Source organism: Helicobacter pylori (assembly GCF_002832345.1).
Lineage (GTDB): Bacteria > Campylobacterota > Campylobacteria > Campylobacterales > Helicobacteraceae > Helicobacter > Helicobacter pylori_CP.
In genome coordinates this window covers 31983-47065 of record NZ_PHLZ01000014.1, presented here as the reverse complement: position 1 = coordinate 47065, position 15083 = coordinate 31983, and the positions used below count along the sequence as shown (strand labels likewise).

Here is a 15083-nt window from a genome sequence, read left to right as displayed (position 1 = left end):
ATCAGCAAATATTTTTTGAACGAACAAAAGGCTTTGAGAGGTTGAAAGGTGGGCTTGTGGGTCTGGTTTTAAATGCCTCATTTCAAGCATTTTAGCTTGAGCTTTAGAGCGTATTTTTAAATTTTCGTTTTGCCATTCTTCTGTAACGTTAAAATCTCTAGGGTCTAGTTCTAAATAAGCGATAGAACTTGGCCTGTAAAAATTCACTTGTTTAGCGATAGCTTTTTGTGAATAGGGCAGAGATTCTAGCTCTTTTTGCAAATAAGCGATAAGCTCTTGCGCTTTTGATCCTCTTTGAGAGCGGGGTTGTTTAGAGTTTGGAAGGTGTTTTGGCTGGATAGGGGTTTGGTTGGTTTTTGTAGGTTTAGGGGTTTTGCATTCAGCTTCTATTTCTATAGCAATGCCAGTAGTAATACCGGTCTTAATTCTTGCTTTTTTAATAAACAATTGGCCATGTTTTTCTTGGCAATTTTGTTCTGTTTCTTTAATGAAATCTTTCTGTTCTTTAATCAAATCTCTTTGTGTATTAATTGTCTTTTGTTTTTGCTGTTCTAACTCTATCTCACTCTTATTTGCTTTTTGTTTTTCTTGTTCTGTCTTTTGTCTTTCTTGTTCTGCTTTTATTTGACTATTAGCGAGTTCTATCCCACTCTTGTTTGTTTTCTGTCTTTCTTGTTCTAACTCTATCTCACTCTTATTTGTCTTCTGTCTTTCTTGTTCTGTTTTCTGTCTTTCTTGTTCTAACTCTATCCCACTCTTATTTGCCTTCTGTTTTTCTTGTTCTAGTTCTATTTGTTTATCAGTATCACCAACGCTACAAGCGGCTAATAATAAACTTGTCGCTATTGTGAGTCCTGAATATTTCCACCAATTGATTTGATTCTCTTTTTCAGCTTGTTTGGATTTATCTTGGACTTTATCGTCTAATTCTTTTGCCCTCTTGCATGCAACATGGGTTAACACTACTAATGCCGCCTTGCTTTTCTTGGGGTGTTTTTTTACAAGTTCTCTAACCCTCTTCATAATCTTTGTAAAAAACCCACCAATCGATCTGATTATATTTGTAATGGCGTTCGCTTGTTTAAAATGAGTCTCTTTGCTTGCCTTTGTGTTAGCTGTCTCTGTGTTTTTGCCAACTTTATTTGTTTTTCCTGTTTTTACTGATTCCATTACCAACCTTTTTTCAAAAAACAATCCCACTTTTCTAAATTATATCATGGAAACTAATACGAAAAACCCACTCAAGTTAGATTAACCCATTTATTATCAAGTTAAGCCATGTTCTTTCAATTCTTTTTCTAACTTGGCTACAGCGTTCCAAGTGGGGATCACGCTATCAGGGTTTAAAGAAATGGAAGTGATGCCCTCTTTGACCAAAAACTCTGTCACTTCAGGGTAATCGCTTGGGGCTTGCCCGCAAATCCCGCAATATTTGTTGTGCCTTTTACAAGCTTCAATCGCTTTTTTAAACATTCTTAGCATCGCTTCATTCCTTTCATCAAAGACATGGCTGACTAATTCGCTGTCTCTATCCACGCCTAAAGTGAGCTGGGTTAAATCGTTTGATCCAATAGAAAAGCCATCAAACAAGCTTAAGAAATCATCAGCCAAAATGACATTCACCGGCAATTCGCACATGATATAAATTTCAAGCCCGTTTTTACCGGATTCTAAATTGTTTTTTCTTAAGATTTCTAGGACTTTTTTACCCTCTTCAATGGTGCGCAAAAAAGGGATCATCACTTTCATGTTCGTTAAGCCCATTTCTTCTCTCACTAACGCTAAAGCTTCACACTCCCACGAAAACGCTTCATTATAGCTTTCTGAATAATACCGACTAGCCCCCCTATAACCAAGCATGGGGTTTTCTTCATTGGGTTCATAGCTAGAGCCGCCAAGCATGCGCATGTATTCGTTGGATTTGAAATCGCTAGTCCTTACAATTACAGGTTTAGGGTAAAACGCCGCGCTGATCATGCCAATGCCTTCAGCGATTTTTTTCACAAAAAAATCTTTAGGGTTAGCATAGCCTGCCATGAGGTTTTCAATTTCATTTTTTTCTTTCACGCTTTTTTTGTGGTGCAAATCCACTAAAGCTAAAGGGTGGGCTTTGATTTGATTTAAAATAATCATTTCCATTCTAGCCAGCCCTACGCCGTGATTAGGGAGCTGAGAAAAGCTGAAAGCTTTTTCAGGGTTTCCAATATTAATATAAATTTTTGTTTGAGTTTCTTGCATGTTAGAAAGCTCCACCCTTTCAATTTCATGCTCATAAATGCCCGCATACACATAGCCCTCTTCACCCTCAGCGCAAGAAACCGTGATTTCCATGCCGGTATAAAGGCTATCAGTCGCCCCGCTCACCCCAACAATGGCTGGCACGCCAATTTCTCTAGCCACAATAGCAGCATGGCAAGTGCGCCCCCCACGATTGGTGATAACCGCACTCGCTTTTTTCATGCAAGGCTCCCAATCTGGGTCGGTGTTATCCGTAACTAAAATTTCGCCCTCTTTAAAAGAATTCATGTGCTCCAAATCGTTGATGATGCGCACTTTCCCTGAGCCGATTTTACTCCCAATCGCTCTGCCTTGTAAGATAATTTCTTTTTTTTCGTTAGGGTTTTTGAATTTGAATTTTTCAAAGACTTGACTTTCTTCTTTAGTTTTTTGGCTTTGAACGGTTTCTGGGCGCGCTTGAACGATAAAGATTTCCCCGCTCTCGCCATCTTTAGCCCATTCTATATCCATAGGGCGGTATTGTTTGGCTTCTTTAGAGTAATGTTTTTCAATTTCAATGGCGTATTTGGCTAAAATCAGCACGTCTTCATCGCTCAATGAAAAGGATTGCCATTCTTTTTTGGTGGTTTTAATGTTTCTAGTGGGGTGTTCGCTACCCCTTGGGGCATAGACCATTTTTTGCGTTTTATTGCCGAGTTGGCGTTTGATAATGGGGCGTTTGTTTTGCTCTAAAGTGGGCTTAAACACATAAAATTCATCAGGGTTTATCGTGCCGCCCACCACATTTTCGCCCAACCCCCACGCTGAAGTGATAAACACCGCGTCTTTAAAACCGGTTTCAGTGTCAATAGAAAACATCACGCCTGCGCTGCCTTTATCCGCTCGCACCATTTTTTGCACCCCCACACTGAGCGCGACTTTTAAATGATCAAACCCACGACTCGCTCTATAACTAATCGCTCTATCGGTAAAAAGCGACGCTAAACAGGATTTGATATAGTGGATCAATTCTGTTTTACCCTTAATGTTTAAATAAGTGTCTTGCTGCCCAGCAAAAGAAGCGTCCGGCAAGTCTTCTGCAGTAGCGGAACTCCTTACCGCCACATCGGCTTCTTTCATGTGGTATTGCTGGCTTAAAATCTCATAAGCTTGAAAAATCTCATCTCTCAAATCGCTAGGAAAAGGCGTGCCAAAAATAAGCTCTCTGATTTGTTTGGAGCGGATTTTTAACACATCAATTTCCGTGGCATCTACATTTTCTAAAAGTTCTATGATTTTTTGTTTAGCCCCCCCTTGCTCTAAAAGATACCAATACGCTTCGCTGGTGATCGCAAAACCATCAGGCACTTTAATACCAATTGGCACTAGTTCTTGAAACATCTCGCCAATGCTAGCGTTCTTGCCCCCAACCAGATTCACATTCTTATTGTTCAACTCTTTGAAAAACTTGATATATCGCACAAAACTCCCTTAAAATGATCATTAAGTCTCTTAAAACATAAAATATAATAATGATAGCATGATAGAGCTTTAGTTTTAGCTAGTTTGTATTCTAAGCTTTCTAATAAGGGGTGTATTCTTTTTGGTTTATGATTTTATTGTATAATGAGCGGTTAGTTAGGTATTTTTGAATAGAAAGGGTGGTTTTGTATAGGCGGTTATTGTTGAATTTGTTTTGTATGGTATTTTTACAAGCGTGTTTAAAGCCTATGAGCGACCCTAAAGCTGAGAAAGTGGATTCGCAAGTGCAATGCGGGTTTGGCTCAAAAGATTGCTAAATTTTAAGGTTTATAAGAAAGGAAACATAAGTTTTAAAGAATGAGTGCGGAACTGATTGCTGTTTATAAAGACGAGCAAATAATAGATTTAGAGAGCGCGAAAGTCTTAGGGCTGAGCGATGGGATTAAAGCGTTAAAAGGGAGTGAGCCGGTATATTTTGATGATTCGCCTTTGGCTTTAGAAGTGATCAGGCATTCATGCGCGCATTTGCTTGCGCAAAGCTTGAAAGCCCTTTATCCGGACGCGAAATTTTTTGTAGGCCCTGTGGTAGAAGAGGGGTTTTATTACGATTTCAAGACCGCTTCAAAAATCAGCGAAGAGGATTTGCCTAAAATTGAAGCGAAAATGAAAGAATTTGCGAAGTCAAAGCTCGCTATCACTAAAGAGGTTTTAACCAGAGAGCAAGCTTTGGAGCGTTTTAAGGGCGATGAATTAAAGCATGCGGTGATGAGTAAAATCAGTGGCGATATATTTGGCGTGTACCAACAAGGCGATTTTGAAGATTTGTGTAAGGGGCCACACCTCCCAAACACCCGTTTTTTAAACCATTTCAAGCTCACTAAATTGGCTGGGGCTTATTTGGGCGGCGATGAAAACAATGAAATGCTCATTAGAATCTATGGCATCGCTTTTGCCACCAAAGAGGGTTTAAAAGACTATCTTTTCCAAATAGAAGAAGCAAAAAAACGAGATCACAGAAAGCTAGGCGTGGAGCTAGGGCTTTTTAGCTTTGATGATGAGATAGGGGCGGGCTTACCTTTATGGCTGCCTAAAGGGGCAAGGCTTAGGAAACGCATTGAAGATTTATTGAGTCAAGCGTTACTTTTAAGAGGCTATGAGCCGGTTAAAGGCCCTGAGATTTTAAAGAGCGATGTGTGGAAAATCAGCGGGCATTATGACAACTATAAAGAAAACATGTATTTCACCACGATTGATGAGCAAGAATACGGCATAAAGCCCATGAATTGCGTGGGGCATATTAAAGTCTATCAAAGCGCTTTGCACAGCTACAGAGATTTGCCCTTAAGGTTTTATGAATACGGCGTGGTGCATCGGCATGAAAAAAGCGGCGTGTTGCATGGGCTTTTAAGGGTTAGGGAATTTACCCAAGATGATGCACATATTTTTTGCTCTTTTGAACAGATCCAAAGCGAAGTGAGTGCAATTTTAGATTTTACGCATAAGATCATGCAAGCGTTTGGTTTTAGCTATGAAATGGAATTATCCACAAGGCCGGCTAAATCCATAGGCGATGATGAAGTTTGGGAAAAGGCCACTAGCGCTTTAAAAGAAGCCCTAAAAGAGCACCGCATTGATTATAAGATTGATGAAGGAGGAGGGGCTTTCTATGGGCCTAAGATTGACATTAAAATCACTGACGCCTTAAAGCGTAAATGGCAGTGTGGCACGATTCAAGTGGATATGAATTTGCCTGAACGCTTCAAACTCGCTTTCACTAATGAACACAATCACGCTGAACAGCCGGTGATGATCCATAGGGCGATTTTAGGCTCGTTTGAAAGGTTCATTGCGATTTTGAGCGAACATTTTGGAGGGAATTTCCCTTTCTTTGTCGCGCCCACTCAAATCGCTCTCATTCCTATTAATGAAGAGCATCATGTTTTTGCTTTGAAATTAAAAGAGGAATTAAAAAAGCGCGATATTTTTGTAGAAGTGTTGGATAAAAACGACAGCTTGAATAAAAAGGTGCGCTTAGCCGAAAAGCAAAAAATCCCTATGATTTTAGTTCTAGGGAATGAGGAAATGGAGACCGAAATTTTATCCATTAGAGACAGAGAAAAACAAGCTCAGTATAAAATGCCCTTAAAGGAGTTTTTAAACATGGTTGAATCTAAGATGCAAGAGGTTAGTTTTTGAGTAGAAGCGAAGTGTTGTTAAACGGAGACATTAATTTTAAAGAAGTGCGTTGCGTGGGCGATGATGGCGAAGTGTATGGGATTATTTCTTCTAAAGAAGCGCTAAAAATCGCTCAAAATTTAGGTTTGGATTTGGTTTTGATTTCAGCGAGCGCGAAACCCCCTGTGTGTAAGGTGATGGATTATAATAAATTCCGCTACCAAAATGAAAAGAAAATCAAGGAAGCCAAGAAAAAGCAAAAGCAAATTGAAATCAAAGAGATCAAGCTTTCCACTCAAATCGCGCAAAACGATATTAACTACAAAGTCAAGCATGCGAGAGAATTTATTGAAGCCAATAAGCATGTCAAATTCAAAGTGGTCTTAAAGGGTAGGGAGAGCCAAAACTCAAAAGCCGGGCTTGATGTGCTTTTTAGAGTCCAAACGATGATGCAAGATTTAGCCAACCCTGAAAAAGAGCCAAAAACCGAGGGGCGTTTTGTTTCGTGGATGTTTGTGCCTAAGGCTAAAGAAGCCCCCAAAAACGAAAAGAAAACCAAAGAAAATAACCCGCCTTTTAATCGTATTAACCTTATGAAAGGAGAAAATCATGCCAAAAATGAAGACTAATCGCGGCGCGTCTAAGCGTTTCAAAGTTAAAAAAAACTTGATTAAGCGTGGCAGTGCTTTTAAAAGCCATATTTTGACTAAAAAAAGCCCTAAGCGCAAAGCCAATCTAAACGCGCCAAAACATGTGCATCACACTAACGCGCATTCTGTCATGTCGTTGCTTTGCAGGGCTTAGGAATGCTCATTAGAAAGTGGAGTTAACCCCTTATTTAAGGGAAAGTCGTTTGAAAAACGCACCTAAAAATATTTTAAAAAGAAAGGTAAAGAAATGAGAGTTAAAACAGGCGTTGTGCGCAGAAGACGCCATAAAAAAGTCTTAAAACTCGCTAGAGGGTTTTATAGTGGCAGAAGAAAGCATTTTAGAAAGGCTAAAGAACAGCTTGAAAGAAGCATGTATTACGCCTTTAGGGATCGCAAACAAAAGAAAAGAGAGTTCAGGAGTTTGTGGGTGGTAAGGATTAATGCGGCTTGCAGAATGCACAATACAAGTTATTCGCGCTTCATGCATGCCCTAAAAGTGGCTAACATTGAATTAGATCGCAAGGTTTTAGCAGACATGGCGATGAATGACATGCAAGCTTTTACAAGCGTGTTAGAGAGCGTGAAAGAGCATCTTTAATCTCTATTGGCTGTTAGGTTTTAGTTTTAGCCTAAAAAAGGTGAGAGAATTTAGGAATTTTTACTAAAAAGTTCCTAAAATTGATTTTTGTTTCAATTTATTCTCATTCAATCGCTATATTTAATCAAAAAGAAAGCAATTTTATAGTAGAATGTAGCATTTAGAACTCAAGTAGAGAAAATGTAGAAGGAAGGAATACATGAAGAAATCTGTTATAGTAGGTGCTATCTCTCTAGCAATGACAAGCTTATTGTCAGCAGAGACCCCTAAGCAAGAAAAAGCTATTAAGACTAGCCCTACCAAAAAAGGTGAAAGAAATGCTGCTTTTATAGGGATTGATTACCAGTTGGGTATGCTCAGCACTACCGCTCAAAATTGTTCCCATGGGAATTGTAATGGTAATCAAAGTGGGGCTTACGGCTCTAATACGCCTAACATGCCTACAGCGTCAAACCCAACAGGAGGGCTTACTCATGGCGCTCTAGGGACTCGTGGGTATAAAGGCTTAAGCAACCAACAATACGCTATCAATGGTTTTGGGTTTGTTGTAGGGTATAAGCATTTTTTTAAGAAATCCCCGCAATTTGGAATGCGTTATTACGGGTTCTTTGATTTTGCAAGCTCTTATTATAAGTATTACACTTATAATGATTATGGCATGAGAGACGCTCGCAAGGGTTCTCAAAGTTTCATGTTTGGCTATGGGGCTGGCACAGATGTGTTGTTTAACCCAGCTATTTTCAATCGTGAGAACTTGCATTTTGGGTTTTTCTTGGGCGTTGCGATCGGCGGTACCTCTTGGGGTCCAACAAACTATTATTTTAAGGACTTAGCTGAAGAGTATAGAGGGAGTTTCCACCCATCAAATTTCCAAGTCTTAGTGAATGGTGGGATCCGCTTAGGCACGAAACACCAAGGTTTTGAAATTGGCTTGAAAATCCAAACCATTCGCAACAATTATTATACCGCTAGTGCGGATAATGTTCCTGAAGGGGTTACTTATAGATTCACTTTCCACCGCCCCTACGCCTTTTATTGGCGTTACATTGTAAGCTTTTAAGGTGTTTTAGGGCTAATCTTATGGGGGTATAGAAAAGGGCTTTTGCTCTTTGTGGCCTTTTATGATTTTCCTGTATCAAAGACTTTAAAAAATCAATACGACCGCTTGGCAAAAATGAAATCGCAATCCTTACAAGCAATTGAACTTACCAACAACCGCACACAAACAAATCTTTGAAAAATCAAAAATGAATTGATTATTTTTGAAAATAATGATAGGGAATATAGGTTAGCTGTTTTAATGGAGTGCTGATCATAAAATCTAAAAATCAATTGGCTATTAAAGCGCTATAAGTTATCTTTAATCAATCAGATGATAGAATTTATTTCTTATTTTTGAATTGGGAGCATTTGATGAAAAAATTGGCGTTTTCTTTATTATTTACAGGGACTTTTTTAGGGCTTTTTTTGAATGCGAGCGATTTTAAGAGCATGAATGATAAGCAACTATTAGAGCAAGCAGGGAAAGTCGCTCCTAGCGAAGTTCCAGAGTTTCGCGCAGAAGTCAATAAGCGATTAGCGGTGATGAAAGAAGAAGATCGTAAAAATTATAAAGCGGATTTTAAGAAAGCGATGGATAAGAATTTAGCTTCTTTAAGCCAAGAAGATCGCAACAAGCGTAAAAAAGAAATTCTTGAAGTGATTGCTAACAAAAAGAAAACAATGACCATGAAAGAATATCGTGAAGAGGGGCTAGATTTGCACGATTGTGCATGTGAAGGCCCTTTTCATGATCATGAAAAAAAAGGAAAAAAAGGGAAAAAACCAAGCCATCATAAGCATTAACGCTTAAGGTGTGCTAACTTTTTTTGATTTTTGTGAAACCACGCCGTAAATCCCTAGCTTTTGGCTATGGGGATATAAGGCGTTTTTTTTTGTTATAATTCTGTCATAGCGTTTGGGCACTTAAAATAAAGGCTATTTGCTTGGTGGGTGGGCTTTGCTACTCTTAAAATCCTTTAGCTGTGAAGGGCATGCCAATTTTTTAGAGTTAAAGTTTTTGGAATGTTTGTATTTTTTGGATATTTATAGTATCATACCCAATAGTAAAGACCCTTTGAAAGTCTGTATTTTAAGATGGCTAAAACAGCTTGAATTCTAGGTGGTTTTTTATCATTTTATCAATGGAAGAAGATTCAAAAGAGAGCTTTTATGAAGAACAGTATCTATATTTTGTTGCGGTTATATATTTTAATTAGGAGTTTGGTGTGAAGCGGATTTTATTTTTTTTAGTAGCTACGACTTTTTTGTTGAGAGCAGAAACGGATTCTGCCACTATTAACACCACAATTGATCCCAATATTATGTTTTCTGAAAGCTCCACAGGGAATGTGAAAAAAGATCGCAAGAGGGTTTTAAAGAGTATGGTTAATTTGGAAAAAGAGCGCGTGAAGAATTTTAACCAGTATTCTGAAACCAAGATGAGTAAGGGCGACTTATCCGCTTTTGGAGCTTTCTTTAAGGGGAGTTTGGAAAGTTGTGTGGATCAAAAGATTTGTTATTATGAGCATAGAAATGGCAAGGTTTCTTTTGTGGTGAATGACAGGGAGAAGTTTTATAAACATGTGCTTAAAGACTTAGGGACAGAGCTTTCACTCCCTTTGTTTAACTGGCTTTACAAAGGCTCGGATTTTGGGGCTTTGCATGAGCAGTTTGGGGACATGTATGATGGGTATATCAAGTATTTGATCAGCATGGTTAGGATAAGCCAAAAAGAAAAGGCTAGAAAAGTGGATGCACTCACTCTTAAAAAAATGGAAGATCAAGCTGAGAAAGACACTAATGCAGCGTTTCAAAAGAGAGGCAGTGAGGAGCTTGAAAGCCATACTGATAGCCCTGAATTTATAAGCTCTTCTAAGAGGACACAGAACGCTTCTAATTCGGATCTAGATTCTACGACCAATGCTAACGCGCTCAAAGAAACAGCTTCAAAAGAGCCAGAGACTTCTTCAAACAAAGAGAAAAAGCCCAAGAAAAAACGCCGCCTTTCAAAGAAAGAAAGGCAACAACAAGCCTTGCAACAAGAGTTTGAAAAGCAAATTAGCGACTCTAGCAAGTCTGAAAAATAGCAAAATAGCCTAGCTTACCTTTTTGGGGGGCTTTCAACAAATCTCTTAAGCACTCCTTTTTAGGCTTTATATTTGGGCTTTTAGCTCCCTATCACTCTATCCTATGTTTTAAGCTATCTTTTTAAAAACCACCGCTTTTTTAAAATCTTTAGACTTCAAGCTTTTTGGTTTTTTTGCGGTAAGCTTAAGGTTTTGTTACGCAAAAATCTTTGAAATATAGCGATTGACAGAGTTAAACACAATCTCAGACATTCCAACGCATTTTATAAAGCCTATAAAAATTTTAATGGAGTATTGGCATTGATACCTTTGAGTGTTTTTTACAATCAAAATAAAAGAGCTAAGCGAGCGATAGTTTCTCATGACGCGCTTTTATAGGGTTATGGGGAGTTTTGGGGTTGGGGAGAGTTATTTCAAAAGGCCTCCTATCCCCTTATGAGCTTGAATAAACTTAATGAGTTTTGCTATAAAAATGAAATCCAAAACAATGAAAGAACGCTTTAGACCCTATGTTTAAAAATTTTTGAAGGATATTAAAGTTGGATAGGGCTTATTTGTATTTGTTAAAAACAAAGCCTTTTTATTTTGAATTTAAAGCCCTAAAAGTTGAGGGCTATCCCTTAGCATTCTAAAGTCTTAGCTAATCCCCCTAACGAAGTCTCTTTGTATTTTTCATTCATGTCTTTTCCGGTCGCATACATCGTAGCGATCACTTCATCTAGGCTCACTTTAGGCTTGTATTCATCTTCTAAAGCCAGTTTAGAAGCGCTGATCGCTTTGATCGCTCCTAAAACATTGCGTTCAATGCAAGGGATTTGCACCAAGCCCCCCACCGGATCGCATGTCAATCCTAAATGGTGTTCCATAGCGATTTCACTAGCGATTAAAACCTGTTGCGTGGTCGCTTGGCACAAATGAGCTAACCCCCCCGCAGCCATAGAGCTTGCCACGCCAATTTCAGCCTGACACCCCGCTTCTGCGCCGCTCAAGGAAGCGTTTTTCTTGTAAAGATAGCCAATCGCCGCACTAGTGAGTAAAAAATCATTGATAGATTTTTGCGATAAATTTTCAAACAAATGGTTTTTAGCGTATAAAAGCACGCTTGGCACCACCGCGCACGCTCCATTAGTGGGGGCGGTTACCACCTTTCCTCCGCTAGCGTTTTCTTCAGCAATGGCGCGAGCGTAAAGCGAAATGTAATCAATCAAGGCTAAGGGGTCTTTCCCGCTTGTGGGGTGCTTTTCTAAACGCGTTTTAATGCTTGGGGCTAATCGTGTTACTCTCAAAGAACCAGGCAGATACCTTTCTTTAGAATTAACCCCATTATCATAACACTCAAGCATCGCATGATAGATTTTAGTCATCGTTGCATCAGGGCGGTTTTTCAGGGCGTCTTCTCTCAAACGCACGATTTCAGCGATGTTTTTTTGGTGTTTTTGGCATAATTCTAGCAATTCTTTAGCGCTTGAAAAATCATAGGCAATGCTTTCATTCCCATCCTCTTCAGACAAGTTGTCTAATTCTTTTTCAGTATAGACAAACCCTCCACCAACAGAATAATAAGTCTCTTCTTTTAAAACCTTATTTTTAGCGTTAAAAGCTTTTAGAATGAGAGCGTTTTGGTGTCTGGCTAAAGGCTTATTGTCAAAAATCAAATCTTTAGAATAATCAAAATGAATGCGATGCTGGTTAGCGAGTTTTAAAACTTTGTTTTCAAACACCTCATGCAATAAGGCTTTTTTGGTTGTTACCTCCAATTCGTTAGCATAAATACCATGCAAGCCAATTAAAACCGCCTCATCGCTCAAATGCCCTTTACCGGTCAAGGCTAATGAGCCATGCAAGGTGATTTGAATGTGCATAACCTGCTCTAAAACATCTTTTAACGACTCGCAAAATCTCGCTCCCGCTTCCATAGGCCCTATAGTGTGTGAAGAGCTAGGCCCCACGCCGATTTTAAAAATGGATAAAATAGAAAAACTAGCCATTAAAATAGTCCTAAAAACACGCTCAAAGCCGTCAAGCTCCCAAAGACAAACACAAAAATATCCACTTTGAAGTTTCTAAAACGCTTCAAACTAGAAACGCTATAAAACGCTATCATGGGCATCACAAACAGAATGAGTGCGATAATGGGGCCGCCTAAATTTTCAATAAAATCCAAGATATTGGGGTTAATATAAGCCACAAGCGTGATAGTCAGCCATAAAAAAATCGTTACGCTAATACTCAAGGTTTTAGAAGCTTTTTTCAATTTTAAACTTTGAATAATAATGCCTTCTAAACCCTCCTTAGCCCCATAATAATGCCCAAAAAAAGATGAAAAAATCGCTAAAAAAGCCACCACAGGCCCCGCATAATTGATTAAAGGGTTGTTTAAAGTGTTAGCCAAATAGCTTAAAATGGGGATATTTTGTTCCCTTGCTTTCACAAAATCATCAGCATTCAAGCACATGACGCACGAAAACACAAAAAACATCACAAACCCTAAAAGCATCAGCGATGTCCCTAATTCAATTTGATTGAGTTTATACTCTTTGAAAGCGCCGTATTCTTTTCCCACGTTTTGGGTGAAGGTTGAAATGATGGGGCTATGGTCGAATGAAAACACAAGCACCGGTAAGGTTAGCCAAATCGCTAACACAAATTCTTTAAAACTCGGCACCACAAAAAGATTAGCGCCTTGCCAATAAGGGATAAGATACAAAGAAAAAAGCAATAAAATCAAGCATAAAGGATACACTAAAGCGTTACAAATGCGCGTAACAATCGTAGCGTTAAAAACCATTACCAACATCATTAAAGAGACTAATACCACAGCCAGTAAGCCCCGATGAAAAGGCGCTAAATGCAACTGGTTAGTGAAAAAATGATCAAACACATTCGTGATACCCACCCCATAAACCAAGCAAATAGGATAAATCGCAAAGAAATAAAGCAAAGTGATAAGAAAACCCCATTGAGCGCCAAAATGAGAGCGAACGACCATGGTAATGTCTTCTTTATCTTTAGATCCTATGAAATAAGCTAAAGCCCTATGCCCCAGATAAGTTAAAGGGAAGATGATTGCGCTCATTACCACAATAGCCCATATCCCATGCCCACCGGCTCTAATAGGCAAAAATAAAATCCCAGCCCCCACCGCCGTGCCAAATAAAGACACCATCCAACGCAAATCAAACAAATTGAGTTTTTTAGGATCTCTTGGAACTGCTTTTTCTTGTGCCATGCTATTAAACCGCCCTTGTATCGTGTTAAAGAGTTCTCATTGTAGCATAAAGCTTTTTATGATTGGGGTTTTTTGAGATTAAGGGGTGGTTTTGAGCGTGCATTTATTTTCTAAAATCCACGATTTAACCCTCACAAGCTATAATAACGCTTAAAAAAAGATTAATAAAGGATTATAGAAATGTCAAACACAACTTGGTCGCCCACTTCATGGCATTCTTTTAAGATAGAGCAACACCCCACTTATAAAGATAAGCAAGAATTAGAAAGGGTCAAAAAAGAATTACGCTCTTACCCTCCCTTAGTGTTTGCTGGCGAAGCGAGGAATTTGCAAGAGCGTTTAGCCCAAGTCATTGACAATAAGGCGTTTTTGTTGCAAGGGGGCGATTGTGCGGAGTCGTTTTCTCAATTTAGCGCTAACCGGATTAGAGACATGTTTAAAGTGATGATGCAAATGGCGATTGTCTTAACTTTTGCTGGCTCTATACCGATTGTGAAAGTGGGGCGCATTGCCGGGCAATTTGCCAAGCCTCGCTCCAATGCGACTGAAATGCTGGATAATGAAGAAGTGTTGAGTTACAGAGGGGATATTATCAATGGGATTTCCAAAAAAGAAAGAGAACCAAATCCTGAAAGAATGCTTAAAGCCTACCATCAAAGCGTAGCGACTTTAAACCTTATCAGAGCTTTTGCCCAAGGCGGGTTAGCGGATTTGGAACAAGTGCATCGTTTCAATTTGGATTTTGTCAAAAACAACGACTTTGGGCAAAAATACCAGCAAATCGCTGACCGGATCACGCAAGCTTTAGGGTTCATGCAAGCGTGTGGGGTGGAGATAGAAAAAACGCCTATTCTTAGGGAAGTGGAATTTTACACCAGCCACGAAGCGTTACTGCTCCATTATGAAGAGCCTTTGGTGCGTAAGGATAGTTTGACTAACCAGTTTTATGACTGCTCTGCGCACATGCTGTGGATTGGCGAAAGGACAAGAGATCCTAAGGGTGCGCATGTGGAGTTTTTAAGGGGGGTTTGTAACCCTATTGGCGTGAAAATCGGGCCTAATGCGAGCGTGAGCGAAGTGTTAGAATTGTGCGATGTTTTAAACCCGCACAACATTAAGGGGCGTTTGAATTTGATCGTGCGCATGGGTTCTAAGATGATTAAAGAGCGCTTGCCTAAGCTTTTACAAGGGGTGTTGAAAGAAAAACGCCATATTTTATGGAGCATTGATCCCATGCATGGCAACACGGTCAAAACCAGCTTGGGGGTTAAAACAAGGGCTTTTGATAGCGTGTTAGATGAAGTGAAAAGCTTTTTTGAAATCCATAGGGCTGAAGGGAGTTTGGCTTCAGGGGTTCATTTGGAAATGACAGGTGAAAATGTTACAGAATGTATCGGTGGCTCGCAAGCGATCACCGAAGAGGGTTTGAGTTGCCATTACTATACGCAATGCGATCCAAGACTAAACGCCACCCAAGCCCTAGAACTCGCTTTCTTAATCGCTGACATGCTTAAAAAACAACGCGATTAGTTAAAAAGAGATTAATCTATCTTTAACTCTTTTACTTTATAATTATCGTAAGCATTTTAATATTCAAAGGAGCT

The 15083-nt window shown here is 39.3% G+C and carries 14 protein-coding genes; 9 read left to right on the top strand and 5 right to left on the bottom strand.

Annotated elements, in window-relative coordinates:
- Together CXY28_RS05190 and ppsA are read right to left on the bottom strand one after the other, a co-directional pair.
- Positions 1–1170, bottom strand: a 1170-nt coding sequence (locus CXY28_RS05190) for a DUF874 family protein (RefSeq protein WP_100979804.1), incomplete at its 3' end; no start/stop codon positions are given.
- Between the two features lie 96 nt (positions 1171–1266).
- Positions 1267–3699: a pyruvate, water dikinase gene (gene ppsA / locus CXY28_RS05185; RefSeq protein WP_100951133.1), complete on the bottom strand. Its 2433-nt coding sequence runs from the start codon at positions 3697–3699 to the stop codon at positions 1267–1269.
- 357 nt (positions 3700–4056) lie between these two features.
- Here ppsA and thrS point away from each other — a divergent pair, with 357 nt between their 5' ends.
- The 8 genes from thrS to CXY28_RS05130 all read left to right on the top strand — a co-directional run bounded on the left by thrS (position 4057) and on the right by CXY28_RS05130 (position 10250).
- Entirely contained in the window at positions 4057–5895 is a 1839-nt protein-coding gene (gene thrS / locus CXY28_RS05175) for a threonine--tRNA ligase (RefSeq protein ID WP_100979802.1), read from the top strand.
- A complete protein-coding gene (gene infC, locus CXY28_RS05170) occupies positions 5892–6503 on the top strand; it encodes a translation initiation factor IF-3 (protein WP_077651934.1) in 612 nt (203 codons plus the stop codon). The genes thrS and infC overlap by 4 nt, the downstream gene beginning before the upstream one ends.
- Positions 6484–6678: a 50S ribosomal protein L35 gene (gene rpmI / locus CXY28_RS05165; protein WP_001125542.1), complete on the top strand. Its 195-nt coding sequence runs from the start codon at positions 6484–6486 to the stop codon at positions 6676–6678. The genes infC and rpmI overlap by 20 nt, the downstream gene beginning before the upstream one ends.
- 93 nt (positions 6679–6771) lie before the next feature.
- The gene (rplT, locus tag CXY28_RS05160; protein ID WP_001264177.1) at positions 6772–7122 is read left to right on the top strand and encodes a 50S ribosomal protein L20; all 351 of its coding nucleotides are present in this window, start codon (positions 6772–6774) and stop codon (positions 7120–7122) included.
- Between the two features lie 199 nt (positions 7123–7321).
- Positions 7322–8182 (top strand): outer membrane protein, encoded by an 861-nt coding sequence (locus CXY28_RS05155; RefSeq protein ID WP_100979800.1) that lies wholly within the window; start codon positions 7322–7324, stop codon positions 8180–8182.
- A gap of 353 nt (positions 8183–8535) precedes the next feature.
- Entirely contained in the window at positions 8536–8967 is a 432-nt protein-coding gene (locus tag CXY28_RS05145; protein WP_100979796.1) for a DUF1104 domain-containing protein, read from the top strand.
- 136 nt (positions 8968–9103) lie between these two features.
- Positions 9104–9283, top strand: coding sequence for a hypothetical protein (locus CXY28_RS08760; RefSeq protein ID WP_080230489.1), 180 nt, complete (start codon positions 9104–9106; stop codon positions 9281–9283).
- A 106-nt stretch (positions 9284–9389) separates the two neighbouring features.
- Positions 9390–10250 carry a hypothetical protein gene (locus CXY28_RS05130; RefSeq protein WP_100979794.1) on the top strand — a complete coding sequence of 287 codons (861 nt, stop codon included), beginning with the start codon at positions 9390–9392 and terminating at the stop codon, positions 10248–10250.
- Positions 10251–10445: 195 nt separating this feature from the next.
- On the opposite strand, the gene CXY28_RS08615 is transcribed toward CXY28_RS05130, so the two are convergent.
- The 3 genes from CXY28_RS08615 to CXY28_RS05120 form a co-directional block, all read right to left on the bottom strand.
- The gene (locus CXY28_RS08615) at positions 10446–10613 is read right to left on the bottom strand and encodes a hypothetical protein (protein WP_157819745.1); all 168 of its coding nucleotides are present in this window, start codon (positions 10611–10613) and stop codon (positions 10446–10448) included.
- 257 nt (positions 10614–10870) lie between these two features.
- A complete protein-coding gene (locus tag CXY28_RS05125) occupies positions 10871–12238 on the bottom strand; it encodes an L-serine ammonia-lyase (RefSeq protein WP_100979792.1) in 1368 nt (455 codons plus the stop codon).
- On the bottom strand, positions 12238–13479 hold the full coding sequence (locus CXY28_RS05120) for a serine/threonine transporter (RefSeq protein ID WP_100979790.1): 1242 nt from the start codon (positions 13477–13479) through the stop codon (positions 12238–12240). The genes CXY28_RS05125 and CXY28_RS05120 overlap by 1 nt, the downstream gene beginning before the upstream one ends.
- A gap of 180 nt (positions 13480–13659) precedes the next feature.
- On the opposite strand from CXY28_RS05120, the gene CXY28_RS05115 reads away from it, so the two are divergent.
- Positions 13660–15009, top strand: a complete 1350-nt coding sequence (locus tag CXY28_RS05115; RefSeq protein WP_100979788.1) for a class II 3-deoxy-7-phosphoheptulonate synthase — start codon at positions 13660–13662, stop codon at positions 15007–15009.
- Positions 15010–15083: the final 74 nt, after the last annotated feature.